20 protein-coding genes are annotated in these 25,412 nt (G+C 46.2%); 1 reads left to right on the forward strand and 19 read right to left on the reverse strand.

The window, feature by feature from the left end:
- Nucleotides 1-247: 247 nt before the first annotated feature.
- The 15 genes from ABZR88_RS15720 to ABZR88_RS15790 all read right to left on the reverse strand — a co-directional run bounded on the left by ABZR88_RS15720 (nucleotide 248) and on the right by ABZR88_RS15790 (nucleotide 16,334).
- Nucleotides 248-1,744 (reverse strand): NADH-quinone oxidoreductase subunit N, encoded by a 1,497-nt coding sequence (locus ABZR88_RS15720; RefSeq protein ID WP_107826421.1) that lies wholly within the window; start codon nucleotides 1,742-1,744, stop codon nucleotides 248-250.
- A 2-nt stretch (nucleotides 1,745-1,746) separates the two neighbouring features.
- A complete protein-coding gene (locus ABZR88_RS15725; RefSeq protein WP_107826420.1) occupies nucleotides 1,747-3,357 on the reverse strand; it encodes a NuoM family protein in 1,611 nt (536 codons plus the stop codon).
- Between the two features lie 4 nt (nucleotides 3,358-3,361).
- Nucleotides 3,362-5,425 (reverse strand): NADH-quinone oxidoreductase subunit L, encoded by a 2,064-nt coding sequence (locus ABZR88_RS15730; RefSeq protein WP_245916955.1) that lies wholly within the window; start codon nucleotides 5,423-5,425, stop codon nucleotides 3,362-3,364.
- On the reverse strand, nucleotides 5,426-5,935 hold the full coding sequence (locus ABZR88_RS15735; protein ID WP_107826419.1) for a TonB-dependent receptor: 510 nt from the start codon (nucleotides 5,933-5,935) through the stop codon (nucleotides 5,426-5,428). It abuts the gene before it with no gap.
- A gap of 5 nt (nucleotides 5,936-5,940) precedes the next feature.
- A complete protein-coding gene (gene nuoK / locus ABZR88_RS15740) occupies nucleotides 5,941-6,246 on the reverse strand; it encodes an NADH-quinone oxidoreductase subunit NuoK (RefSeq protein ID WP_107827085.1) in 306 nt (101 codons plus the stop codon).
- Entirely contained in the window at nucleotides 6,246-6,794 is a 549-nt protein-coding gene (locus tag ABZR88_RS15745; RefSeq protein ID WP_107826418.1) for an NADH-quinone oxidoreductase subunit J, read from the reverse strand. The genes nuoK and ABZR88_RS15745 overlap by 1 nt, the downstream gene beginning before the upstream one ends.
- A complete protein-coding gene (locus ABZR88_RS15750; RefSeq protein ID WP_107826417.1) occupies nucleotides 6,794-7,378 on the reverse strand; it encodes a 4Fe-4S binding protein in 585 nt (194 codons plus the stop codon). Before ABZR88_RS15750 ends, ABZR88_RS15745 begins: the two co-directional genes overlap by 1 nt.
- Before the next feature lie 166 nt (nucleotides 7,379-7,544).
- Nucleotides 7,545-8,615: an NADH-quinone oxidoreductase subunit NuoH gene (gene nuoH, locus ABZR88_RS15755; RefSeq protein ID WP_107826416.1), complete on the reverse strand. Its 1,071-nt coding sequence runs from the start codon at nucleotides 8,613-8,615 to the stop codon at nucleotides 7,545-7,547.
- 264 nt (nucleotides 8,616-8,879) lie between these two features.
- Complete coding sequence (gene murI / locus ABZR88_RS15760) at nucleotides 8,880-9,710, reverse strand: glutamate racemase (protein WP_107826415.1); 831 nt, start codon at nucleotides 9,708-9,710, stop codon at nucleotides 8,880-8,882.
- A gap of 66 nt (nucleotides 9,711-9,776) precedes the next feature.
- A complete protein-coding gene (locus tag ABZR88_RS15765; protein ID WP_107826414.1) occupies nucleotides 9,777-10,319 on the reverse strand; it encodes an OmpH family outer membrane protein in 543 nt (180 codons plus the stop codon).
- 51 nt (nucleotides 10,320-10,370) lie between these two features.
- A complete protein-coding gene (locus ABZR88_RS15770; protein WP_107826413.1) occupies nucleotides 10,371-10,901 on the reverse strand; it encodes an OmpH family outer membrane protein in 531 nt (176 codons plus the stop codon).
- Nucleotides 10,902-10,921: 20 nt separating this feature from the next.
- On the reverse strand, nucleotides 10,922-13,474 hold the full coding sequence (gene bamA, locus ABZR88_RS15775; protein WP_107826412.1) for an outer membrane protein assembly factor BamA: 2,553 nt from the start codon (nucleotides 13,472-13,474) through the stop codon (nucleotides 10,922-10,924).
- A gap of 63 nt (nucleotides 13,475-13,537) precedes the next feature.
- Nucleotides 13,538-14,278 (reverse strand): isoprenyl transferase, encoded by a 741-nt coding sequence (locus tag ABZR88_RS15780; protein WP_107826411.1) that lies wholly within the window; start codon nucleotides 14,276-14,278, stop codon nucleotides 13,538-13,540.
- Nucleotides 14,279-14,691: 413 nt separating this feature from the next.
- Nucleotides 14,692-15,513: a class I SAM-dependent methyltransferase gene (locus ABZR88_RS15785; protein ID WP_107826410.1), complete on the reverse strand. Its 822-nt coding sequence runs from the start codon at nucleotides 15,511-15,513 to the stop codon at nucleotides 14,692-14,694.
- 302 nt (nucleotides 15,514-15,815) lie between these two features.
- Complete coding sequence (locus ABZR88_RS15790; RefSeq protein WP_107826409.1) at nucleotides 15,816-16,334, reverse strand: biopolymer transporter ExbD; 519 nt, start codon at nucleotides 16,332-16,334, stop codon at nucleotides 15,816-15,818.
- A gap of 597 nt (nucleotides 16,335-16,931) precedes the next feature.
- Here ABZR88_RS15790 and alaS point away from each other — a divergent pair.
- Nucleotides 16,932-19,556: an alanine--tRNA ligase gene (alaS, locus tag ABZR88_RS15795; RefSeq protein WP_107826408.1), complete on the forward strand. Its 2,625-nt coding sequence runs from the start codon at nucleotides 16,932-16,934 to the stop codon at nucleotides 19,554-19,556.
- A gap of 510 nt (nucleotides 19,557-20,066) precedes the next feature.
- Here the strand turns inward: alaS and ABZR88_RS15800 are convergent.
- From ABZR88_RS15800 to ABZR88_RS15815, 4 genes are all read right to left on the reverse strand, one after another.
- Nucleotides 20,067-20,891 (reverse strand): N-acetylmuramoyl-L-alanine amidase, encoded by an 825-nt coding sequence (locus ABZR88_RS15800; protein ID WP_107826407.1) that lies wholly within the window; start codon nucleotides 20,889-20,891, stop codon nucleotides 20,067-20,069.
- A 311-nt stretch (nucleotides 20,892-21,202) separates the two neighbouring features.
- Nucleotides 21,203-22,324 (reverse strand): acyltransferase, encoded by a 1,122-nt coding sequence (locus tag ABZR88_RS15805; RefSeq protein WP_107826406.1) that lies wholly within the window; start codon nucleotides 22,322-22,324, stop codon nucleotides 21,203-21,205.
- A 162-nt stretch (nucleotides 22,325-22,486) separates the two neighbouring features.
- Nucleotides 22,487-23,128 (reverse strand): DUF4412 domain-containing protein, encoded by a 642-nt coding sequence (locus ABZR88_RS15810; protein ID WP_107826405.1) that lies wholly within the window; start codon nucleotides 23,126-23,128, stop codon nucleotides 22,487-22,489.
- 63 nt (nucleotides 23,129-23,191) lie between these two features.
- Nucleotides 23,192-25,297 (reverse strand): ComEC/Rec2 family competence protein, encoded by a 2,106-nt coding sequence (locus tag ABZR88_RS15815; protein ID WP_107826404.1) that lies wholly within the window; start codon nucleotides 25,295-25,297, stop codon nucleotides 23,192-23,194.
- Between the last annotated feature and the right edge of the window lie 115 nt (nucleotides 25,298-25,412).

Here is a 25,412-nt window from a genome sequence, read left to right on the forward strand (position 1 = left end):
ACCCCGTTTTTTACAGTCAAAATTTCACTTTTCTTAATATTGACACCCCAAAGCACCAAACAGTCGGTAAAATGGTTCAGATATTGCTATTTCTGATATACTTAAGAAAACCAATAAGTTACATTGATTAATAAGCGAAGAAACCAGAATAACGGTTCGCCTACAAAGAGTATAAGAACGCTTAAATGCAACCGAAATAACCCAAATTGGCCATCGCTTGCCTAAAAAACGCCGAAATCATCTGCTTTTACAGATACTTAGTGATTAAATCGGGGAAAAGTCCGGCAAATACCAGGAAAACCGAGATCAGAATAGCAACAATCAGCAGACTCTGGTTCATGATCTGGTATTCGTGATTGTCTTCCGTCTTTCTTACAAAGAGGTTAAGAGGAATTTTAATGTAGTAGAATAAAGCAACTACGGTAGTAAGCGCGCCTGTACCCATCAGCGCCAGTAACCATGGGTTATGCTGCAACTGCCACGCACTATAGGTAGACTTAAACAACAGCAACTTGCCAATAAAACCGGCAGTACCCGGCAAACCGGTCAGCGATATCAGCACAATAACAAAACAAACCGACGCGGCAGGCAACTTAAAGCCGAGCCCTTTGTAATCTTCTGTCTGGTTTGCGCCTGTAATATTATGGAAGTATGAGGCCAGCATCAATGCTCCAATATTGGCTACACCATAAACCAGCAGGTAGTAAACTAAGCCGGTTACTTCTTCCTGCTTGAAAGTGACAATTGCCATCAAAGCAAAGCCGGTATGACCGATACTGGAATAGGCTAACATGCGCTTCACATTGCGCTGCATCACTGCTGCAAAGTTGCCGGCAATCATCGTTACTACACCAAGGACTGATAGCAGCAACATCATGTCAAAGCCCTGCCAATGGTAATAAATAAAAGGACGAAGAAAATTAATAAGCAACGCAAAGCCCGCTATTTTAGGCAAGGTTGATAAGTAAGCCGTCACCGGAGTAGCAGCGCCCTCGTATACGTCGGGCACCCAGAAATGCATTGGCACAAAAGAAAGCTTAAAGCCAATACCAGCCAGCACCAGCGCCAGGGCTAATCCTGCGCTAAGGGCGTTAATACCAGATAAGCCATTGAAGAACTCCACAGAGAGCACCTCTGCCGATCCGGTAAATCCGTACAACAGCGAGATGCCATACAGCATCACTGCCGAGGCTGCCGCCCCAAACAGCACATATTTTAAACCAGCGCCGGCGCTTACGCCATTCTCTGATTTATAACCAACCATCAGGTAGGAGGCCAGCGACACAAATTCTATCGACAGGAAGATGGACAACAGATGCGTAGCCATCGTCATTAAATGCAACCCAAGAACCGACGCTATAACGATGCTGTAAAGATCAGTCAGCCCTTTGCGGTGGGCTTTCAATTGCCTGTCCCATACAAAATAGAACAGCAGCAAAATGGTCAATATATCAATAATCAGCTTAAACCTTGTTGCTGCAAAACCCAATACCAGCATACCGCCAAACAGCAGGTGCATCTTTTGCTGAGGGATCTGCAGTTGCACTATATCCTGAGCCAAAACGGCCAGCATACCTAAAACAGCTATAATGCGACACAGACCGGGCAGGCGTTTCCAGTAAAGCAGGTCGGTTACCATTACCAGCAAAAACAGAACGCCCAGGTAAATCTCTGGCATGAAATAATGCAGACTGTCAACCGTAAAGTCGAGCTGATTGGTGATATATGGCAGCAGTTCGCGCATTATTATTTAATCAGGTGTTTGGTGATATCGGCCAGCGCCAACACAGTATCATTAACCTTGCTAAAAACCAGCGATGGCATAATGCCTAGCCCCAAGGCAATCAGGGCCATTGGCAGCAGGGCCAGGGTTTCGCGTACGTTCAGGTCGGTCAGGGCTATTTTCCAGACCTCCCCACCTTTTAATAATTCTTTACCAAAAAACATGCGCTGCAACGTCCACAAGAAATAAGCTGCACCCAGCAAAATGCCTACCGATCCACAGACGGCCATCCACTGCGGCACAAAACCATTATAACTGGCAGATTTAAACGCACCGGCCAGCGAGAAAGCCTCGGCCACAAAAGCCGAGAAACCCGGCAAACCCAAGGAGGCAAAGAAGGCGATCATTACAAAAACAGTATAACGCGGCATCAGCGTACTCAATCCACGGAAGTTGTAGATATCCCTATCGTGCACGCGGTTGTAAACCACACCCACCAGGAAGAACAGCATGGCTGATAAGAAACCATGGCTCACCATCTGCATCATCGCACCGCTCAAACCCTCAGGCGTAGCCGAGGCAATACCCAGCAGCACAAAACCCATGTGCGATACAGATGAATAAGCGATCATTCGTTTCAGATCGCGTTGCGCCAGGGCATTCAGCGCACCATATAATATAGATACCACGCCAATCAGTCCTATCCACCATGCACCTTGGGCAGCCACATCAGGGAACATACTTACGCAGATACGGATGATACCGTAACCACCAATCTTCAGCAACACCCCGGCAAGGATGATAGATACCGGGGTTGGCGCCTCCACGTGCGCATCCGGCAACCAGGTGTGCAGCGGTACAATTGGCACCTTGATAGCAAAGGCAATAAACAGGATGATAAAGCCTAAGGTGCGTGCCGGCACGCCGAACAGCGTATAATGCGTCAGCGTTGAGAAGATCGAACCCTGCTCATAATTAGCCGGATTCATCATCTGCAGCATATTAAAGGTATGGTGACCGGTAACCGGATCTTTTACTGATAGGTACAAACCAATCATCACCAGCAACATAAATACCGAGCCGAACAACGTATACAGGAAAAACTTAATGGCCGCATACTCACGCCGCACGCCGCCCCACATACCAATCAGGAAGTATAACGGCAACAGCATCAACTCGTAGAACAGGTAAAACAAAAAGAAATCCAGCGCGCAGAACACCCCCATCACGGCCATATCCAGTACCAGGAACAGCACAAAAAAGCCTTTCAGGTTACTCTTAATCTCCCAGCTTGAAAGGGCCGCAACCACCATCACCAGGGATGACATGACCAGCAGCACGATCGAGATGCCATCAACCCCAACAAAGTAATCTACCTGCAGGGCGCTATCGGCACCCAGTTTCAGGTTTATCCAGGGCAGTTTCTGCACAAACTGATAACCGGCCTCTTTGTCAACACCGGCAAACGCAGCACCTGTTTTAAACTGGGTGTACATCCACACGCTCAGTCCCAACTGCAGCAAAGTGGCCAGCAGGGCAATGTAACGGAAGCTGTTGCGCATGGTTGACGGCAAAACCGCTATCACCAGAGCAAACAGTATGGGCAGAAATATGAGTAAGGTTAATATGTTCATTAAATCACATCAATATCTTGTAAATAAAAAAGGCAGCTATTACAGCCAGCATGCTCAGCAGGTAGTATTGTACGCGCCCGTTTTGAAAGCTGCGCGCAAAGTTGCCAATGCTGCGCACCAAAAACGCCAGTAGGTGTAAGAAACCATCTATCAGGTGTTTATCTATCCAGGCGGTTACATCAGCTAAACTTAATATCAGTTTTTGCAGCAGACCGATAAATCCGTCAATCACGTTTCTGTCTACCCCATACAACCCGCCACCTAAGGCTAATACCGGGGCAACAACGGCCCTGCGGTAAAACCTGTCTATATACCACTCGTTATAAGAAAACCTGAACAGCGGATTATGCTGCGGGAATACCAGCTTACGCTGCTGTATATAAACGGCATAAGCCCAATAGATCAAAAACACACTAAACACCGTTACGGCCACCGGCACAATGGTATGATAAATATTCATACGCTCCATGTGTACGGCTTCGCCCAACCCTTTCATCAGCCAGGCATCCTCGTATAAAAATGGGTTGCCCGAAAAAACCGGAAACAAACAGCAGGCAGCCAGAAATACCAGCGGACCTTTATAAGCCCATCCCCCATCGCTAATATGTGGTTTGATGTGTGGATTGATGCGCACAATCTCCAGCTCGCCAAAGAAAACTTTAAAGAACAAACGTGCCACATAAAACGCCGTTAACGCTCCGCTGATTAACGCAAAAACCGGGATCAGCATAAAATATCCTTCTTTGCCTGCCGCCCACTCAAAGGCCTGCACAATGATACCGTCTTTAGAAAGATAGCCCGATGTAAACGGCAAGCCCACCAGCGCACCGGCAGCAATGGTAAACACCACAAAGGTTAGCGGCATCTTTTTACGCAGGCCGCCCATGTAGAGTAAATTCTGCGGATCGATATCCAAATCGTACTCGTCCTTAATATGCTGCATCTCGTGAATGATGACACCCGCACACAAGAACAACAGACACTTAAAGAAAGCGTGGGTAATTAAATGAAACAACGACGATGAGTAAGCGCCAATACCCATAGCCAGCACCATAAAGCCCAATTGAGAGATGGTTGAATAAGCCAGCACGCGTTTCAGATCGTCCTGCGTAAGTGCTATAGTCGCTGCCATAAATGCGGTAAAACAGCCAATGATGGCCAACGCATTCAGCTCATAAGTATTGAACAATGGATAAACTCGCCCCAACAGGAAAACACCAGCAGCCACCATGGTAGCGGCATGGATCAGTGCCGAAACTGAAGTTGGGCCTTCCATCGCATCAGGTAACCAGGTATGTAACGGGAATTGGGCCGATTTTGCAGCAACGGCCATGATGATACCAACCGCAGCCACATATTGCCAAACAGCAGGCATCGCGGCAGTATGGAATACCCAAACACCACCTTGCATCAGCGATTGCGAGATCAAACCGTTCTGACGGAACAGCTCCGTCATATCAAACGTGCGGAACTGTACAAAGATGATCAGGATACCCACCAGCAATCCTATATCGCCGATACGGTTAATAATGAATGCTTTTTTGTTGGCCTGCACCGCTTTATCGCGCGTGTTCCAGAAACCAATGAGCAGGTAGCTGGAGAAACCAACCAGTTCCCAGAAACCATACAACAGCACCAGGTTATCTACCACCACCAGCGCCAGCATGCTGAAACAGAAGAAACTGAGGTAGGTGAAGTATCGACCGTAGTTAGGCTCGCCCTTCATATAGGCGGTGCCATAAATATGCACCGGAACGGCAATCAGCGTAACTAAGGCCAGCATTACAGCCGACAGGTTATTGAGCCACAGCCCAGCATAAACATTGGTTTCGCCAATAGTGAACCAGATGGTTTTGATATGAATCTCCGGCCCGTTCCAAACTTTGCTAAACAGACTTATGGCACAAACACAGCTCAGTACAATGGCCAGTACAGACACCCACCCGGCGGCTTTGCTGCCTTTGCCCAGCAGCAAAAAGTTTATCAGAAAGGCAGCAAAAGGCATTACCACGGCCCCTAAGGCCAGGTAAATTAGCTGCGTATTTGCCGGTGATAGCGCTGTTACCAATTACTTTTTAGTTTCTATTTTAATTTTTGCAGAGTACTTGCTGCCCTCAGGCTCGTCTTGCACAAAGGTTACGTTCTCTATTTTGTCTTTATCTAAGTGATAAAGTTTAAGGATACCGTCATCTTTGGCATTCTGCACTTCTTCACCATCAACATAATAATGGAACTGCGCATCGTCGGCACCGTGACTGGTCAGCCAGCTTTCCAAATCATCAGAAAACAAGCGGAAAACTTCCTGATAATGTTTAACGGCATACGGCTTGGTAGTTATAATAACAACACCATTTGCGCCTCTTTCACCATATTTGGCCTTCGCCGATTCTTTTAAAACCTCTACTGTTAATACGTCATTCGGCGAAATAGCTTTCAATGCATCCTTCGTACCTTCCTTACCATCTACAATGTAAAGCACATTATCAGGTAACGAAACATTTGCATGCCCCTGATTAGTGCTCTGCGCCCGCAAAGCGAAAGGCAGGCATAGCAATAAGATCATCAATAACTTTCTCATATATATCAGTCTTTCAATTGGTTCAATTTATCCGGATCGATGGTTTTATAACGGCGATACACATTGAGGATAATCGCCAGCGCCACCGCCGTTGTAGCTGCGGCCAATACAATGGAAAATATAGCCATCAACTGTCCGCCATTATTCATCTTATCAAAACGACCGAAAGCTACCATGTTCAGGATAGCCGCGTTCAGCATCAATTCAATACCTATCAATATTTGTATGGCGTTCTTCTTGGTAACCACCATAAACAGACCAGTGCAAAATAACACGGCGCCGATCAACAGAAAGTGAGTTAGACCGATCATCATTGTACCTGCTCCTTTCTGGACAAATGGGCCGAGCCAATCAAAGCCATCAACAATAAAATTGAAACCGCCTCAAAAGGCAACAGGTAACGGGTCATGAGATTGATGCCGATGTTATCTGTAGTAATGTCAGTCGTAGCAATCACGTTGTGAGCTTGAATATTGCGGGTAATCCATGCCTGATTATCCACATTAGCCTTTAAGATCACATTGACCAGCACGATGAGGAACATTGCCGATACCAACAATGCTGGTATCTTTTTAAGATTGAATAATTTAACCGGCGATTGTTGCAAACGCTCCAAAGTTTCCCGGCCCGAGAGCATGAAGGCAAACAGAATCAATACCAGGATACCGCCCACATAGATCACGATCTGGGTGATGGCCACAAAATCTGCCATGGCATAAACGTACAGCCCAGCCAGACCGAACAGCGTAATGAAAAACATAAAGATGCTGCGTACCAGGTTACTGCTGTAAGCAATATACAGCGCAGGCACTATGGTGATTACCGCCATTACCCAGAACAAGATGATAAACATCGTCATCAGGCTTGTCCTCCCTTGTTTTGCTGGGCGGCCAATTTAGCGGCGGCTCGTTCGGCTTGTTGTTTGTCAAAAGCTTCGCGATGCTGGGCGGCTTCTTCAGGCGACATGTCTGAGAATTTATAATTCAGCATGTCCAGCAGCGGCACGCTGCGGTCATACTGGTTGGTCATGGTAATGCATTCGGTTGGGCATACAATGGTACACAGGCCACAATACATGCACTTGGCCATGTCAATATCAAACTTGGCGGCGTAAAGGCGTTTGGTAGTACCGTCAGATGTTTGACCGATGGACTCTGTAGCTTTGATGGACTCGATGCTGATACAATCAACCGGACAGATCTTGGCGCACAAATCGCACACTATGCAATCATCCATCTCCACATCCAGTTGATAACGCCCAACTTCCGGAACCGGCAGCTCCTGTTTTGGGTACTGGATGGTGTTGGTACCCTCTTCCAGTTTTTTGAAATAGTTATCGGCCGCAACGGTTTGTACCTGGCGCTTAGCCTTGGGCGCAAAAAGGTGCCTCAGGGTTAGTGTTAAACCCTGCCATGCAGTTGTAAATCCTTTTATTACGCTCATATTGAATGTTGAATGATTGAAGGAGTGAATGAGTGAGTATTTTCACTTCTACACCGACCGTTCAATATCCTGTTATTATTTAGTCTTTAAATTCACACCCATCTAAATTGAATGCCTGAGAGTTGATCACAAATATTCACTCATTCACAACTCACTCATTCACTAATTACATTAACCACACCCGCCAGATGCCCGATATCAGCATACATAAAAATGATAGCGGGGTCAGCACCTTCCAGCACAGGTTCATCAGTTGATCTACGCGGAAGCGTGGCAGCGTCCACCGTATCCACATTTGGGCAGCTACCAGCAGCAACGTTTTCATTGCGATCCAGAAAATGCCCCAGCCCGGACCGGTAGTCCAATCGGCCAGGCGAACTGAGCCAATGTTGGGCAATGGCGTGTTCCATGATCCCACAAAAACCACTATAGCTACCATGCTCACCAGGAACATCATCGAATACTCTGCCAAAAACACAAAGGCAAAACGCAAACCGGTAAACTCGGTGTGGAAACCGGCCACCAATTCAGACTCCGCCTCTGGAATATCAAAAGGCGCACGGTTACTCTCTGCCAGCGATGCGATGAAATAGATCACAAACGCAATCAACAGATGTGGTGCCCTGAAAATATTCCACGACAGGATACCGCCAATATGGGTTACATCCCAAAAGCCAAAGAATTTAATGGTCTCTTGAGCGGTAACGCCCTGCTGGGCAGAGATCACCTGCAGATCCAGCGACTGTGCAATCATCACCACAGAGATCAGCGCAAAACCGGCCGGAATCTCATAAGAAATAATCTGCGCTGCCGAACGCATGGCACCCAGGATTGAATACTTGTTGTTTGATCCCCAACCCGCCATCAAAATACCCAGCGTTTCTACCGAGATAATGGCCAGCACATAATACAAACCCAGGTTGATATGGGCAGGCACCAATCCCGGCCCCCAAGGCAGTGCAGCAAAGCCCAGGTAAACCGCCACAAAAATAATAGCCGGTGCGGCCATAAACAGCCACTTATCTGCTGCAGCAGGGATGATCAGCTCCTTTTGCAGCATTTTTAAAAAGTCTGCAAAGGTTTGGAGCAGGCCAAATTTACCTACCTCGGTCGGACCCAGGCGGTCTTGAATAAAAGCCGAAACTTTACGCTCCGCATATACGCCAAACAGCGTAAACAAGGCCGCAAAAACAAACAGCCCTATAGCAATAACGAAGTATAAAAGGTAATTATTCAATGCCCCTGAAATCAAGCTGCAAACTTACACAAAAAGGCCATAAATTTTAGTCTATTAAATTGATAGATTTTTGTAATTATCCATGCCATTTGGTTATGGTCTTGAACCAGGATTTTTTAGATTTAAAGGATTGACAGGATAAATTAACCGCAGAGGCCACAAAGGTATGCACAGAGTACACATAGATTTAAAACCTCAGTGATCTCTGCGGTTATAACTATCAACAGGTATCCTGTCAATCCTTTAAATCTAAAAAATCCTGGTTCAAGACAATTCTAAATACTCCGATTTCACTTCGCTGCCCAAAAACAATGAAGCGTTTTTATCAAAGTCGGCAGTGTCGTCGCTGGTGGTGAAGAAACGGTGCGTGCCTGTTCTGCTCAGGCGGGTTTCCATTTCGGGATGGCGTTGCAGGTAATCGGCCAGGCTGGCGGCAATGATATCGCCCTGGGGCACTACCTTGATGTGCTGCGGCAGGTAGGCTTCGATTTTCTCTTGTAATAACGGATAATGAGTACAGGCGAGGAGCAACGTATCAATACCGGCTGATTGCGCCATTACGGCATCAAGGTATTTCTTGATAAAATAATCGGCCCCGGGTTGATTGTGCTCACCGTTTTCTACCAACGGTACCCATAGGGGACATGCCTGTTGGTATACCTGCACATCAGGAGAGAACTTGTTAATCTCTATCAGGTATGATTCTGATTGAACGGTACCCTTTGTGCCCAATACTCCTATTTGTTTGGTTTTAGAGTAGCTGCCAATAACCTCCGCCGTAGGACGGATAACGCCGAGCACGCGTTTGGTGGGATCTCCATTTGGCAGGTCTAGCTGTTGGATATTGCGCAGCGCCTTGGCCGATGCCGTGTTGCACGCCAGGATAACCAGCGGGCAGCCCATTTTAAACAGCTGCTGTACACACTCCCATGTATATTGATAGATGGTGCTAAAAGACCGGTTGCCATAGGGCGCCCGGGCATTATCGCCCAGATAAACGTAATCATACCCCGGCAGTTGTGCTGCTATGGAACGAAAAACGGTTAACCCTCCGTAACCTGAATCAAAAACACCTATGGGTTGCTGTGCCGGCATGCTGCAAAACTAAAAAAGCGCCCCATTTATTGAGGCGCTTTTTAGCTTTTAATTTTTTGTGTGCAATTATTTTTTAACCGGAGCTGGAGCAGCTGAAGCAGGAATACCAACTTTAGCTTTTACAGCAGCTAACAGGTCATCACCTTCTGGAGCAACCAGCAGGTCTGTGTTTGAAGTGTCTAACACGTAAGTGTAGCCTTTTTCTTTAGCAACCTGGCTAACAGCAGCACGCAGCTTGTCAGTCAGTGGTTTTAACAGGTCACCATATTTCTGCTGAACGCTCTGAGAAGCGGTGTTGTTATAATCCTGGATGCGTTTGTTCAGGTCTTGCAGTTCGCTTTCGGTAGCGGTGCGGGTAGCATCGGTCATGGTAGCTTTGTTTTTATCATAAGCTTCTGCTTTGGTTTGCAGTTCGCTTTGCATTGCCTGTAAACGATCTAAGAAAGTTTTTTGATATGCATCAATCTGACCTTGTACAGATTTAAACTCCGGAGCTTGTTGTACCAGCGCATTGAAGTTGCAATATCCAATTTTTGACTGTGCTTTAACTAAATTACCAGCCAGCAGTAAGCAACCTGCAACTAAAGCAACTTTTACTAATTTTTTCATTTGTACTGTTCTTGTTCTTTGTTTTATTAATTTATGCAATTATACATTTTTTTACTTTGCCAAAACCCCTGGCTTTAAACCTAATCGGGTTATTACCGCAGCGCTTTTATCATAGCGCGGATTAGCATACAACATCATCACCTCGCTGTTCTTATCAAACACCATATCCAGGTTTTCAGACTCGGCCACGGCTTGTACTGCTTTGGCTACTCTATCCTGAATTGGTTTAATCAGATCATTACTTTTTTTGGACAGATCACCATCCGGACCGAAAATCTGACGTTGAAAATCTTTGGCGGCTTTCTCCTTCTCCACTATTTCCGCCTCGCGGCGTTTCTTCATATCGGCCGTCATTAAAACCTGATCGGCCTGGTATGATTTATATAAACGATCAATTTCCTGAAAACGTGTGTCTACCTGTTTTTGCCATTGGTCTGACAGCGCTGCCAGTTGCTTTTGTGCCGATGCATAGTCTGGGATATGTTTCAGAATATACTCAGAATCAACATAAGCAAAGCGCTGTGCAAACGATGCAGTTGCGGCCAAACATATAATAGCGAGTGATAAGAGGATCTTTTTCATAAATCTGGATTTTCTCAAATTTAATTAAATCCGCCATTTAAGCTTTGAGAAATTGAAAAATGGAACTGTCCTTTATTCGCATCTGGTATACCAGGTATTTTGTCAAATCCGTAACCGTAATCAAGACCCAGCAAACCAAAGATTGGCAGGAAGATACGGGCACCTACACCCACTGATCTGCGAACGTTGAACGGATTGAACTGGCTAAAGCTGTTCCACACGTTACCACCTTCAGCAAAGGTTAGCATGAAGATTGTAGCGCTCTGGCTGGCAATAACCGGGTAACGCACCTCCATAGTGTATTTGTTGTAGATAGGGCTGCCCGGGTTGGTATCGGCAGTATAGTTTGAACCCACCGGCACGATAGAGAAGTTTTTGTAACCACGCAGACCGATGATCTCTGAACCTTGCAGGAACTGGTAGCTCTGCATACCGTCACCACCCACTTTAAAGCGCTCAAACGGCGACTGGCCCACAGCTGAGTTGTAGTAACCCAGGAAACCAAAACGCACCTGCGACATGAACACCAGCTTGCCGTAGATCTTCTCGAACCACTGGGCATCAAACTTCCATTTGTGGTACTCTACAAAGTGGTAGCGTTGCTCTGGTGTTGCAATGGCATAGTTGGTGTTGTTAAACAACGAGTATGGAGGCGTAGCCTGTACGGTAAACTTAATGTTTGAACCCGAAGTTGGATAGATAGGTGCATCCAGCGAGTTACGGCTCAACTCTTGTGTTAACTTGATGTTGTATGAAGTACCATTGCTAAACAGGTAACCGGTAAAGTTATCCAGTTTATAGTGGTCAAAGTTCAATGAGTAGTTCAGCTGGAAGTAGTTATCCGGCCATTTTAAACGTTTACCCAGGGTTACACCAATACCATTGATACGCAGGTAGTTGTAGTTAGGGTCTGTTTTTGGCAGATAATCACCGGTTGAGCTTAACTGAGTGTAGGCGCTCAACGCAAAGTAGATTGGTTTTTTACCACCTAACCAAGGCTCTGAGAACGTGAACGAGTAGTTCTGGTAGTTTTTACCGTTAGCCTGACCGCGGAGGCTCAGTTTCTGACCGTCGCCTTTTGGCAGCGGGCGGTAAGCTTTAAGGTTAAAGATATTACGCAGCGAGAAGTTGTTGAAAGTTAAACCCAACGTACCTACCAGCTGACCGCCACCAAAACCACCTGAAAGCTCCACCTGGTCTGATGGTTTTTCAACCACGTTGTAAACAATATCCACCGTACCATCGGCCTGGTTAATATTGGTAGGTTTCGGGTCAATCTTCTGCTCGTCAAAGTTACCTAACTGAGATATCTCGCGGGTACTGCGTACAATACCTTCTTTAGAGAATTTCTGACCAGGTTTGGTCGTGATCTCGCGCAGCACTACCTTGTCGTTAGTAACATCGTTACCTTTTAAGATCACCTTGTTAATGGTGTATTGCGGACCTTCATAGATACGGATATCCAGGTCAATAGTATCATTATAAACACGGGTTTGTACCGGATCTGCGTTGTAGGTCAGGTAACCATCGTTCAGGTAAAGCGAGCTTACGTCATCGCTGTTAGCTGTCGGGCCGCTCAGGCGTTTGGTCAGCTCTTCTTCGCTGAAAACGTCACCTTTTTTAATACGGACCACTTTGTTCAAAAAGTCTGCCGGGTAACGGGCGTTGCCAGACCATTTCACATTACCGAAGTAATATTTAGGGCCTTCGTAAACTTTCAGTTTAATGTTTACCGTGTTGTCGGTATTTTTCCATACAGAGTCGCTCATTACCTCGGCATCGCGGTAACCATTGCCCTGCATTTTCTCTACCAGCGTTTGCTTATCCTCAGTATACTGGGTCTCTTTAAATTTCTTTGAACCGAAAATGTTATAAAACTTCTTCTCTTTGGTTTTGCCCAGGTAGCCTTTCAGCTTGGCAGCGCTCATGGCTTTATTACCCTCAAAATAAACGTGGGCAATTTTCACTTTCTGCTTTTTATCAATCGCAACATCCAATATCACGTTGTTAGCATCTCCCGGGTCAGGGCGTTGCTTAATATCAACGGTGGTGTTCAGATAGCCTTTCTCGTTATAATGCTTTTTGATAACCGTGGTAATGGTGTTGAACAAGTTCTCGTTCACAATTTTACCCGTTTTATCATTCAGTGACTTTTGCAGGTCTTCAATTTCACCTTTACGGGCGCCGGTCATGTGCAGGCGGGAAAGGCGCGGACGCTCCTGAACGGCAATGTCCAGGTAAACTGTATCAACGTTTATTTTGGTAACGTTCAGTTTCACGTCATCAAACAGGCCCTGGGTCCACAGGTCTTTAATTACTTTGGCTGATGCATCGCCGGGCAGGGTGATCTTATCGCCTTTGTTCAGTTTTGCTATCTGTAGCAGAATGTCTTTATCAAGGTTTTTGATACCGCTAACGGTTACGCCACCAATAATATATTCTTTAGGATTAAGATAACTAAGGGTATCAGAGCCGCCACCTGTGGGTACGCGAAAACGCTGCTGATTGGGAACTTGAGCCACTACTGCTGAGCTGAGTACTAAGAAAAGAATAGCAAAAATATATTTATTCATTCGAATATTTTGGTGGCTAAAAATAGTTTATACGTTTGTTAAAAAGTGTTAAAGTTAAAAATATTAGTTAACCTGCTCGCTGGTCTTGCCGAAGCGGCGCTCGCGGCTCTGGTAATCTAAAATTGCCTCGTAAAGGTCTTCCCTGCGGAAGTCGGGCCATAACTTTTGTGTAAAGAACAGCTCGGCATAAGCTATTTGCCAGAGCAGGTAGTTACTAATGCGGTATTCGCCGCTGGTTCTGATCAGCAGTTCAGGGTCAGGCATATCGGCAGTGTACAGGTTATCGCTGAAAACTTTTTCGTCGATATCATCTACACTCAGTTCGCCTTTTAAAACTTTAGCGGCTATTTGTTTGGCCGAGTGCAATATTTCGCGGCGAGAGCCATAGCTCAAAGCCAGCGTAAGCACTAAACCGGTATTTGTTGATGTTTTTTGGATAGCGTTATTAAGCTCTTTCAGACATTTAGGCGGCAGCATATCCAAATCGCCAATGGCGTTGAGGCGCACATTGTTTTTCATCAATTTGGCAATATGCTTGTTGATGGTGCTTACCAGCAGCTCCATAATGGCCGCAACTTCCAGTTTAGGACGGTTCCAGTTCTCGGCCGAGAAAGTGTATAAGGTAAGGTATTTAATACCAATCAGGCCGGCGCCTTCAACCACATCATCTACAGACACCACACCGTTGTGATGACCAAAAACACGCAGCTTGCCTTTGCCCTTAGCCCACCTGCCGTTACCATCCATAATAATGGCAATGTGTTCGGGTAATCTTGATAAGTCTATCTGCTCTTTATATCCCATGCTAACATTAAGATGCTGCGCAAACGGCAATATCTTTTATAAAGGTGGATTTTATAATTAATCTATATCATTAAAATTCCAACTGCGCAACTGCACTTATCTGTTCAAAACCCACTGGCTGCAGCCTAATTTTTCAGGGTACAAAGGTAAAACTTACTTTCAATTTTTTTATTATCAGGCGAAAAGAAAAAAAGAACCGTCTGAACCAGGAATCGTGGGATTTTAAAGATTTACAGGATACAGGTCTCTATAGTAAATAACAAAAGCACGTCATGCCGAACTTGTTTCGGCACCCCATAGGACCAGCGATAACGTTCACTTTGCATTTGGGGTCCCGAAACAAGTTCGGGATGACCATAGGCAGACAAATGAACTGGCATCCCGAAAATCCTTCAAATCCCACGAATCCAGGTTCAGACATCCAGGTTCAAGACAAATACGCCCATCATGTGCGGGCTCAAACACAGCAAACTTCTATCCCGCTCGGTCAACCTGATGAGTTGCAGCAGCCGTTGGCGCTTCTCAGGCGATGCCCAGCTTTGGAAGAACTGGCCATCCAGCCAGGCCATACCTTCTACCGGGAGCTGATCTGTGGCTTGAAAGCCGACCGATTCAAACTCGGCTACTAATTCATCAGGGCGATGAAAATAGGCCTGGGCCAGCATACCGGGAAAATTTGACGGCGGATGATGGTTACCGCTTTGTAACTCTTCGCGGCACATGGCAAATACGTCAGGCTGGTGGATCATACCACCTTGTAAAGCGGCAATTGCAGTAGCCGCACGGGTAATGGCAAAAGCCAGCACCACCCCGTTTATCCGCAACACACGGCGTACCTCTTTTATAGTGGCAATTCGGTCTGCTTCCTCTTGCAAATGGTAGAGCGGCCCGTGCAGGATCACTACATCGGCACTGTGATCGTCCAATGGCAATCTGCGCGCCTCGCCCTGTATAGTTTTAAAAGGCTTGCCTTGTTTAGACCGGCGCTCGGCCTGGCGGATATGCTTGAGCACCGGATCTATCAGTATGACATGATGCCCCAGCCCGGCCAGCCATTGGGCGTAGTGACCTGCGCCGCCACCCACATCGGCAACCAGGCATTTACCGGGGGGCAAATGGCGGGCAATTAATTCTTTATTTCGTTCAAATTCAAGCGGACCGAGGCCTACTGTTAACCGGGTATCCTCGCTGCTTTGGCTATAAAAAGCATCTATCGATGGATCAATAAGTATCATGATAATGTTTCACTATAAATATACAAATAGGAGTTATTTGGTCCAACGCCGGATGGCGGAACCTGATAGCGGCATCGCGCTTATTGGCATGCCTTGGTGTGTATATTTAGGAAACGATTGTAATGAGAGCGAAGATAGGAGTTTTATCAGCTTATTAGCATAGTAATTGTGTCATTGCGAGGAACGCGTGGGAAGAGCGGGTAAGAGTGACGAAGCAATCTCGTCGCATGGTTAAGTAAGCGACGAGATTGCTTCGTCACGCCGGCTCACTGCCTCTACCGTTCCTCGCAATGACAATTAGTTCAGTACACCCTCTTCAGCTTCAGCAAATCCACATCCTCTTTGGCAATGTCGGCTACGGCGTAGCGCTGCGAGTTGGTAATGTTCAGTTCATCAATCATGCTTACGAGGTTGCCATATTGCGAGTGATCGCTGGGTTTGATAACGGCTATCATATCGCCGCCAGTATTCAGTTTGATCTGGGCCGTCATGCTGGTGATGGCTTTGCGCAGGCCATCTTTACCATACCCCACTACCAGCGGACCGGCCAGCGGCTTGCTCACCAAACCACGATAAAGCAACACCTGGTTATTGGCGCCAAGACAGAACGTTACCGTGCGCGATTCTGCTACCGCGCCGGGAACATCGCCATCGGGCATGGCCAGTGGCATTACTTTGGGTCTTTCCAGGCGGGTAGTCAGCATAAAGAAAGTAACCAGCAGGAAAGCAAGATCTACCATTGCGGTAAGATCTACACGGGCGCCAAGCGGACGGGTACGGCGGGCGCTGTTTTTTGCGGGGGATTGATTTAATTCGGCCATGATGGTAATATATTAAGGTGAAATAGTTTCGACACACCAATCTACTAACTCTTTAGTTTAAAAACAACTAATTATTTAGTTTTATTTATCAACGCTAATTTCTCCCACACGTCATTGCGAGGAACGAAGCAATCTCTGCATAGGATAGTGCTCCATACATGATGATTTGCATGTACAGAGATTGCTTCGTTCCTCGCAATGACGCATGAATTAATTGTTTCAAAACAACCGCTGTTAACTAAACCCGGGTGCAGCGGAAAGCCCGCGCATGCGGCTTGCAGCGGAAAACGGGGCTACAGAAACGAAGAATTGCTGACGTTCGTTTTCAAAAACACCTTTTGCTACTTGCCATTGCTGTAAGGGCGACGAAGCAAGCTCGTCACATTCTTAACAGAATTGCATAACCGACTTTCCTTCGACGAGATTGCTTCGTTCCTCGCAATGACAATGGGGTCATAAATAAGAGACAGAAACCTTTCGGCTTTATCCATTCTCTACAACAAAACAGACCTGCTTTTTACCTTCCCCCAGACAAACAGCATCTTTCGGACTTTCGGACTTCCCGACTTTCGGACTTATTTCTACCTTTGCCCTCATATGACAGCTAAAGAGATTAGACAGGCTTTTCTTGATTTTTTTGCCGCTAAGGGTCACGCTATTGTGCCATCGGCTCCTATTGTGGTAAAAAACGACCCTACCCTGATGTTCACCAACGCTGGGATGAACCAGTTTAAAGAGATCTTTTTGGGCGAAGCGCCTGCCAAAAATGCGCGCGTAGCCGATACTCAGCGCTGCCTGCGTGTAAGCGGCAAGCATAATGATTTGGAAGAAGTGGGTATTGATACCTATCACCACACCATGTTTGAGATGCTGGGCAACTGGAGTTTTGGCGACTACTTTAAAACCGAAGCCATTGCCTGGAGCTGGGAGCTGCTGACCGAAGTTTATAAATTACCGAAAGACCGTCTGTACGTTACCTATTTTGAGGGCGACGCTAAAGAAGGCCTGGAAAAAGATATTGAAACGCTGAACCTGTGGAAACAGTTTGTTGACGATAGCCACATACTGCCGGGCAATAAAAAAGACAATTTTTGGGAGATGGGCGAAACCGGTCCATGCGGCCCATGTTCCGAGATCCATTTTGATAGTCGCCCGGATAACGAGCGTGCCGAAGTGAATGGCGCTACGCTGGTAAACGGCGACCACGACCAGGTAATTGAGATCTGGAACAACGTATTCATGCAGTTTAATCGGGTTAAAGATGGTTCATTGCATTCACTTCCGGCCAAACATGTGGATACCGGTATGGGTTTTGAACGTTTGGTGCGCGTACTGCAAGGCAAATCATCAAACTATGATAGCGACGTTTTCCAGGGACTGATCCAATTCATTTCTGATAAAAGCGGTAAAACCTATAACAGCGCTGCCAAACCCGATGATGCTGATTGGAACGCTGCCGTAGCCATGCGTGTACTGGCCGACCACGTTCGCGCCATCAGCTTTACTATTGCCGACGGTCAATTACCGAGCAATAATAAAGCTGGTTATGTAATCCGCCGTATTCTGCGTCGTGCGGTGCGCTATCAGTATCAGTACCTGGGCTTTAAAGAACCGTTCCTGAATTTGTTGGTGCCGATATTGGCTGATCAGTTCAAGGGCGTGTTTGACGAGTTGTACAGCCAGAAAGACTTTGTGCAGAAGGTGGTTTTAGAAGAAGAAACCGCGTTTTTGAGAACGTTGGAAAAAGGCATCCAGGTATTTGATCAGTTTACCGGCGATATTACCGGCGAACAGGCTTTCGTGCTTTCAGATACCTTTGGTTTCCCGATAGACTTAACCGAGCTGATGGCCCGCGAAAAAGGCCTATCAGTTGATCTGGCTGGTTACGAAACTGCCCTTGCCGAGCAAAAAGCCCGCTCACGCGCGGCCACTGCTATTGATACCGGCGATTGGGTAGTATTACAGAATGACGACAGCGTAGAGTTTACCGGTTATGATGAAACCGAAACCGTTGCCCACATTACCAAATACCGCAAGGTAAATGCAAAAGGTAAAGAGCAATATCAGATAGTATTGGATAAAACACCTTTCTACGCCGAAAGTGGCGGTCAGGTGGGTGATACCGGCGAGCTGGTATTTCCTGACGGCGAGGTGATCCACGTTACTGATACCAAAAAAGAGAACGCCCTGATTGTTCACTTTACCGATAAACTGCCTGCCAACCCAACCGAAGCGCTAACGGCCATTGTTGATCAAAGTCGCCGTAACAGCATTTGCAGTAACCACAGTGCTACACACTTGCTGCATGCCGCTATGAAACAGGTGTTGGGCACACACGTAAACCAAAAAGGATCATTAGTTAATGATGATTACCTGCGTTTCGATTTCTCGCACTTTGCCAAAGTAACCGATGAGGAACTGGCGCAGATTGAAGTTATCGTTAACCAAAAAATCCGCGAAAACATCTCACTGAAAGAAGAACGTAACGTAGCTTACCAGGTGGCCATCACCAGCGGCGTTACCGCCTTGTTTGGCGAGAAATATGGCGAGTATGTGCGCGTTATTACTTTTGATGATGAGTTTAGCAAAGAGCTTTGTGGAGGTACACACGTGCAGGCTACCGGCCAGATTGGTTACTTTAAAATTGTAGCCGAGAGCGCCGTGGCAGCTGGCGTGCGTCGTATTGAAGCCATCACTGGTGTAGGTGCCGAAAACTTTATCAACGGTCAGAACCTGATTATCAAGAAAGTTAAAGAGGCGCTGAAGAACCCGAAAGATGTGGTAAAAAGTATTGAGGACCTGCTGGAAGAAAACGCCCGACTGCGGAAAGAGATTGATAAAGCCATCCTCGAAAAATCTGCCGGACTGAAAGATGAACTGGCAGCTAAAGCCGAGGCTATTGGCGGCATTAACTTTATTGCCCAAAAGGTGGATCTGCCAAATGCAGACGCGGTGAAAAACCTGGCTTACCAGTTAAAAGACATCGTGCCAAACCTGTTCCTGGTATTAGCAACAGAGGCCGACGGCAAACCTGGTTTAACCGTGATGATTGCCGAAAACCTGGTAAAAGACAAAAACCTGAACGCAGGCACCATCGTACGCGAACTGGCCAAAGAGATCCAGGGCGGCGGCGGCGGTCAGCCGTTTTATGCCACTGCGGGTGGCAAAGACGCCAGCGGATTGGATAGAGCATTGGAGAAAGCGAGAGCTTACACAGCTTAAGCCCCCCAGCCCCCTAAAGGGGGAGCGATTGTGCAAATTATAAAAGAGAAAAGGCTGCCGTTGGCAGCCTTTTCTCTTTTTACCGTCATGTCATATTTCGACGAACAAGAAAGGGCAGATGTGTGGTGGCCTGAGGAGAAACTACTCTCAATCCTGCCCGCGTGCTCATCGAAATGACATACTTTAAAGGCAAAAGGAAATGGCGGCCGATTGGTCGCCATTCCCTTTTTTTACCATCATGTCATTTCGACGAACAAGAGAGGGCATGTGTAGCGGCGTGAGGAGAAATTAATCTCTTGAGCGATAGCGAAAAATCTTGTACGGGCGATAAACCTCCATGCTAATCAAGCGGACTATCGCTCGTACAAGATTTCTCTTCCGCTCCTACGCCCGCTCCTCCCCGCGTGCTCATCGAAATGACATGAAGGGTAAAAAACAAGAGAGGTGCGACCAATTGGCCGCACCTCTCTTGTTTTCTATTATAGTTCCCCCTTTAGGGGGTTAGGGGGATTACCGCTCAAAATCTTTCCTATACTTCTTCAACGCACGCAGAATAGATTGCGCTATTTCGCTTTGACCTTCGTCTGAATCCAGGTACTTTTCTTCGGTTGGGTTATTGATAAAACCTGTTTCTACCAACACGTTGGGCATGGCGCTATGAGCCAGCACCAGTACACCTTGCTCGTGCACGCCATCGCTGCGTCGACCGTCATGCTCGGTAATTTGCTCATTAACCAGGCGACCGAAACGGATACTTTGCTCACGGTATTTTTGCATGGTCAGATTGAGCAGAATGAAATAAGCCGGATCATTACCCTTGTAACCTTCGTATTTTTTGGCGTAATCTTTCTCCTGGTAAATAGAAGCGTTCTCACGCAATGCCTCCATTTGTTCTTCTTTACGATGATAACCATAAACGAGGATCAACGCGCCTTTACGACTGCCTACCCGCTCTGGCGAGGAGTTACAGTGAATAGAAATAAACAGGTTGGCATTGGCCCTGTTGGCAATGTTAGAGCGCTCCTGCAGTTCCACAAACTTATCTGTGGTGCGGGTCATAATCACTCTAATACTCGGCATTTCGGCATTGATGGCATCGCGCAGTTTCAGGGCGATGGCCAGGGCTACATTTTTTTCTTTGGCAAAGGCGCCATGGGCACCGGGATCTTTCCCTCCGTGACCGGCGTCTATCACCACCGTTCTGAAGGCGAACGAGTTTACGGCGCCAGAGTCGACACCATTACCGGCAGCACGTGCTTGGCTGGTAATCAGCAATACAATAGTTAAACTAAAAATCAGGCGGAGAGCGCGTCTCCAGGTGTTTTTTTGCAGCATTAATTTATATACCAAATAAGCGGGCAATGGTTTAAAACAGCAATTTAAAAAACAGTTATTTACCCCTACCCTACGATGCCGCAAAAGTAAAACTAATTATCACGTTTTCGGGCGGATATTTATCTACATATTCACAAAAACAGATCGGCTCGGACTATGAATCGACAATCTCCTGTCATTGCGAAGAACGGCATGGAAAAAGCGTCGGGGTGACGAAGCAATCTCGTCGCTTGCTTAATCATGCGACGAGATTGCTTCGTCGCTCTTCCCCACTTACCTCAGTTGCTCCTCGCAATGATAATAGGTAAAAATCACATACCCACTTTAGGGTCTGAGCCGCTTTGCACCTTGGCAAAACTTTGCTTGAGATGCAGGAAACGTTTCTCAAATAACTCGTACGACGCGATTGAAACCACAATAGTGCACAAAAACACCAGCGGGTAAATAAGCAATGTGTTATGGGTAAAAAAGCGGATCACGCAGTTAATCATCAGCACGTGTATCATGTACATGCTGTAAGAAATCTTGCCAAGGTAATCCATCCACTTAAATTCAAGACTGATGACAGAGGTATTGGTATTAACCAGGTTAATGATGATGATCCCGAACAACACCCCATAAATCTCCCAGTAAAAATAACCAAACATGGCACCGGCTGATATCAGGGCTAAAGTAACTACATAAACTACCACCTGCAGCACTTTACCGGTTAGCAGTTGTTTGGCTTTTGCATCAAAATTAAACAGACCAAACAGTGCGCCTATCATCATACAATCAATCTGGAAAATATCTGAGATGTAATAAGCCATATCGTCCAGCTTATGGTAACGATGGGTGATGGCTGGAATCAACACCAGCGCCGCTTTAATCAACAGATAGCCGGCCAGCAGCACAGCTATGGTATTGCGAAACTTCCGCTTATCTTTTGCCCAGTTGGCAATAAACGGCCATACCAGGTAAAACTGCTCCTCCACCCCGATTGACCATGCCTGCGCCTGGTAAGGAATAGCCCTGAACAGCAACAACTGCACGTTGGGCAAAAAGAAAACCACCAGCAGCAGGTTCTCCCAGAAATGTGCACGCGGATCTGGCATTTGGCTAATGTGCAGCGCAGGCACATGCGGCCACACAAAAAACGACAGCCCCGCAATCAAAAAGTACAACGGCCAGATGCGCAGGATACGACGCATATAGAATTTTTTGATGGCGATACGACCGAAACGTTCTTTCTCAATAACCAGTAACGAGGTAATCAAAAAACCACTCAGCACAAAAAAGATATCTACCCCCAACTTGCCAAATAGAATGATAACCGGATGATTAAAATAATGCGGGAGTCCGTTAAACCATTTGTACTGCTCGGTGTGGTGAATAATAACCAATGCAGCAGCAATAAAGCGAAGCGAGTTAAGGTTCTTGTAAAATACCTTCATTAATAGCTGGTGGGCTTTTTTGCACTATTTAACGATAAATAGGCATATTAGTTTCATTTGATACGGGGAAAATATTAAAATCAATAGTATTTAGACAGCCACAATATAAATAAAAAGAGCAGCCACTTTAACAAGGGCGGCTCTTTTTTAAGAGGTTGTTTATTATCTGCGTCCGCTCATAGCTTTCAGATCGGTCAGGCTAATGCGCTGATAGTCGTCGGTAATTTTAAACATACCGGCAGGCACTTTCTCATCGCTTATAGATTTAACCACAACGTGGGCTTTACCTTGCTGAAAAGAGTAATAATCAATAGGCACGCCGCCCGCTTTGGCATAAATATCGGCAGCAGAGCCATGCTGTGGCAGGCTGATATCGTTGGTTACCCAAATATCAAAAGTGTCGTTAGTTTTGGTGTTTTTGGCAGTAACCTTTGTGCAATTGAAACCAGAGATCTGCTTGGTTTCGGTAGTTGGCGTAAAGGTAAGCTCTGGCAACTGCGACATCGTCTCCTCAATTTCGGCAGGAGTGGCAACGGCAGCCAGTTTTTTACCAGCTACCGGTACGTCTACCAATACAGCAAAATAAGTATCGCTCACACCAATTACCTTGATATTGGCAGGCCCCTGCTGAAGGGTTACGCCGGTAGTATCATTTTTAAAATACACTTTAGAGTCTATCTGCCCCATTGGCGTAGTGGTTGTAACAACCAGGCTTCCTTCTTTATAAACTTTTTGTGCGTTGGCATTTAAAGTGGCAGCCGATACGGTGATGGCGGCAGCAAAAGCTAATTTTTTGAAATTCATATTTAAATTCTATCAGTTAATTCAACCTTGTTATTTGTAACAAATATATTATTTCCGCTACAATTATCTTTTAGACACAATTATTATGGATTTGTTACGCTTCAGCGCATTTATTTTTATTTCCGTCCCTGCAGCACCTTTCGCCAAAGTATCCAGCAAGCGCTCTGAATTGTTTGATGCTGCGATAACCTGCTGATAACTAAACTGGCGGCGCAGATATTGCCAATCTGGATGAGGGCTGCCCGCTACAAACAAATAATCAACATTAGCCGTACGGCCTTTATCAATACCAACCAGTGTAGGTGTTACCATCAAAATATTTTTGTCCAGAAACCGTAGCAGATTTTTCTTTTTGCAAAGAAAAGCGATTGCGATATCCCTATCCAACCCAATGACGTTAACCTGCCTGATACCGCTGCTATCCAGGTAGGGTTGAACGGAATACTTAAACGCTTTATCGGTATCGGCCAAATCAGTCAACACCACTCCCCTGTTGCCCTGCCTGAAAACAACGCCAGTATGTTTCTTTAAATTCAGAAATGTTAAGGCTGATGATTGCTGCATTTCTATCTTTCGCCAACTTACACTTGCGCTGAAAAACAAGAGGCAAATCAAAGCCAGATGAAGAAAAACCGACTTTTTATAGTAAAACAAACAGCATACCAATACGGTCAGCAAAAATAGCAGCCATTGCTCGGCATTGGTTATCCATAGTTTGGAGGTGTAGGCATAAGGCAGGTGCGCAATAAACGCCAAGCCATGGTCCATCAGCAAAATGCTTTGCTCAAACAAAAAAGCAATGGGTTTAATAAACAGCGGTACGCCAATGGCCGACACCAGCAGGTAATGCATGCCACCATACATAATCAGCACCGATGGTATAGCGATGAACAAATTACTCGCCAGGAAATAAACCGGGAACTGATGAAAGTAATAGACGCTAAGTGCAAAGGTAGCCGCCTGCGCCGCCAACGATGCCGAACAAGCTATCCACAATTTATCTAACCAACGGTTCTGCACATCAAACCTGTTGTAGATTACAGGCTGAAAAACAATCAATCCGGCAACAGAGAGATACGAAAGTTCAAAGCCTACATCGGCTAGTAAAAACGGATCTATAAGTAACAATAAGAAAGCTGATGCAGCCAGCAGATTTAGCGTATTGATTTGCCGGTTAAAATTTTGACCGATGATGAGAAAGCTGATCATCACAGCAGCCCGACAAACCGCGGGCGATAATCCGCTCAGCAACGCATAATACCAAATGAGCAGAAACGATACCGTAGCGGCCGTTAACCGCCAGAAACGCCCGCGACCAAGAAAACCCAATACCCAACTGATTAACCAGAAAACAATAGCCACGTGCGTACCCGAAACCGACAGCACATGGATGGTGCCCGTTTGTGCATAGGCCTGCAGCACCTGATCGTCCAGCTCGGCCTTGTAGCCTAATATCAATGTTGAGGCTACGGCAATGGCTTCTTTACTATGCATGTGTTGCTTAAACAGGCTGATCATCCGCTGACGCAAGTGCAATGAGTAAGCTACCAACTGATTACCGGTATTGTGTGCAATTACCACTATCTCGCCGGGTTGCAGAAAAGCCTGCGCATAAATATTTTGGCGAGACAGGTATTGCTTATAATTAAACTCAGCCGGATTAAAAGGAGGATCAATAGCGCGATACTGCCCAGGAATCACCACCTCATCGCCATAATTGTATTGCGCTGCATGCGCACTATCTACCGGCTGACTGACCAGCAAATTCCCAGAAGTGGCCCGTTTACCAACCGCTTTAACTGATGCCGTAAACCTTATAAAGCCATTTTTAAACTGCGGTTCGCTATTAATGCGCAGCAGCATTTTGCCGGCCGGCAGTTTTTCAAAATAGGTTGATACCTGCCGATCATCAAATTTAACCGTGGTAATGATGCCGGCTGTAAACAGGACAATATGCAGCAGCAGGCCACCGGTCCAAGTAAACCGGTAAACTTTAAAACTTCGATAAAAAAGATTGAAGCCGATGAAAACAACCGTGGTAAACAGAAAGATGATATGGGCAGCTTTTAACCACGGCAGCATCGGCACATTTAAAGCCAGTGCCACACCTGCCATAAATGGCAGCAGGTAAATGAGATAAGGTATTTCGCCTTTGTGCGTGGCCAGCATAAAAACCAGGATTAGAACCAGGATTGAACGAATTTATAGGATTTTCAGGATATGGAGAAACAATAAATAAGTATATCAAAAGATATGTCATCCCGAATGAATGTGAGGGATCTTT

The sequence above is a fragment of the Mucilaginibacter yixingensis genome (assembly GCF_041080815.1).
GTDB lineage: Bacteria > Bacteroidota > Bacteroidia > Sphingobacteriales > Sphingobacteriaceae > Mucilaginibacter > Mucilaginibacter yixingensis.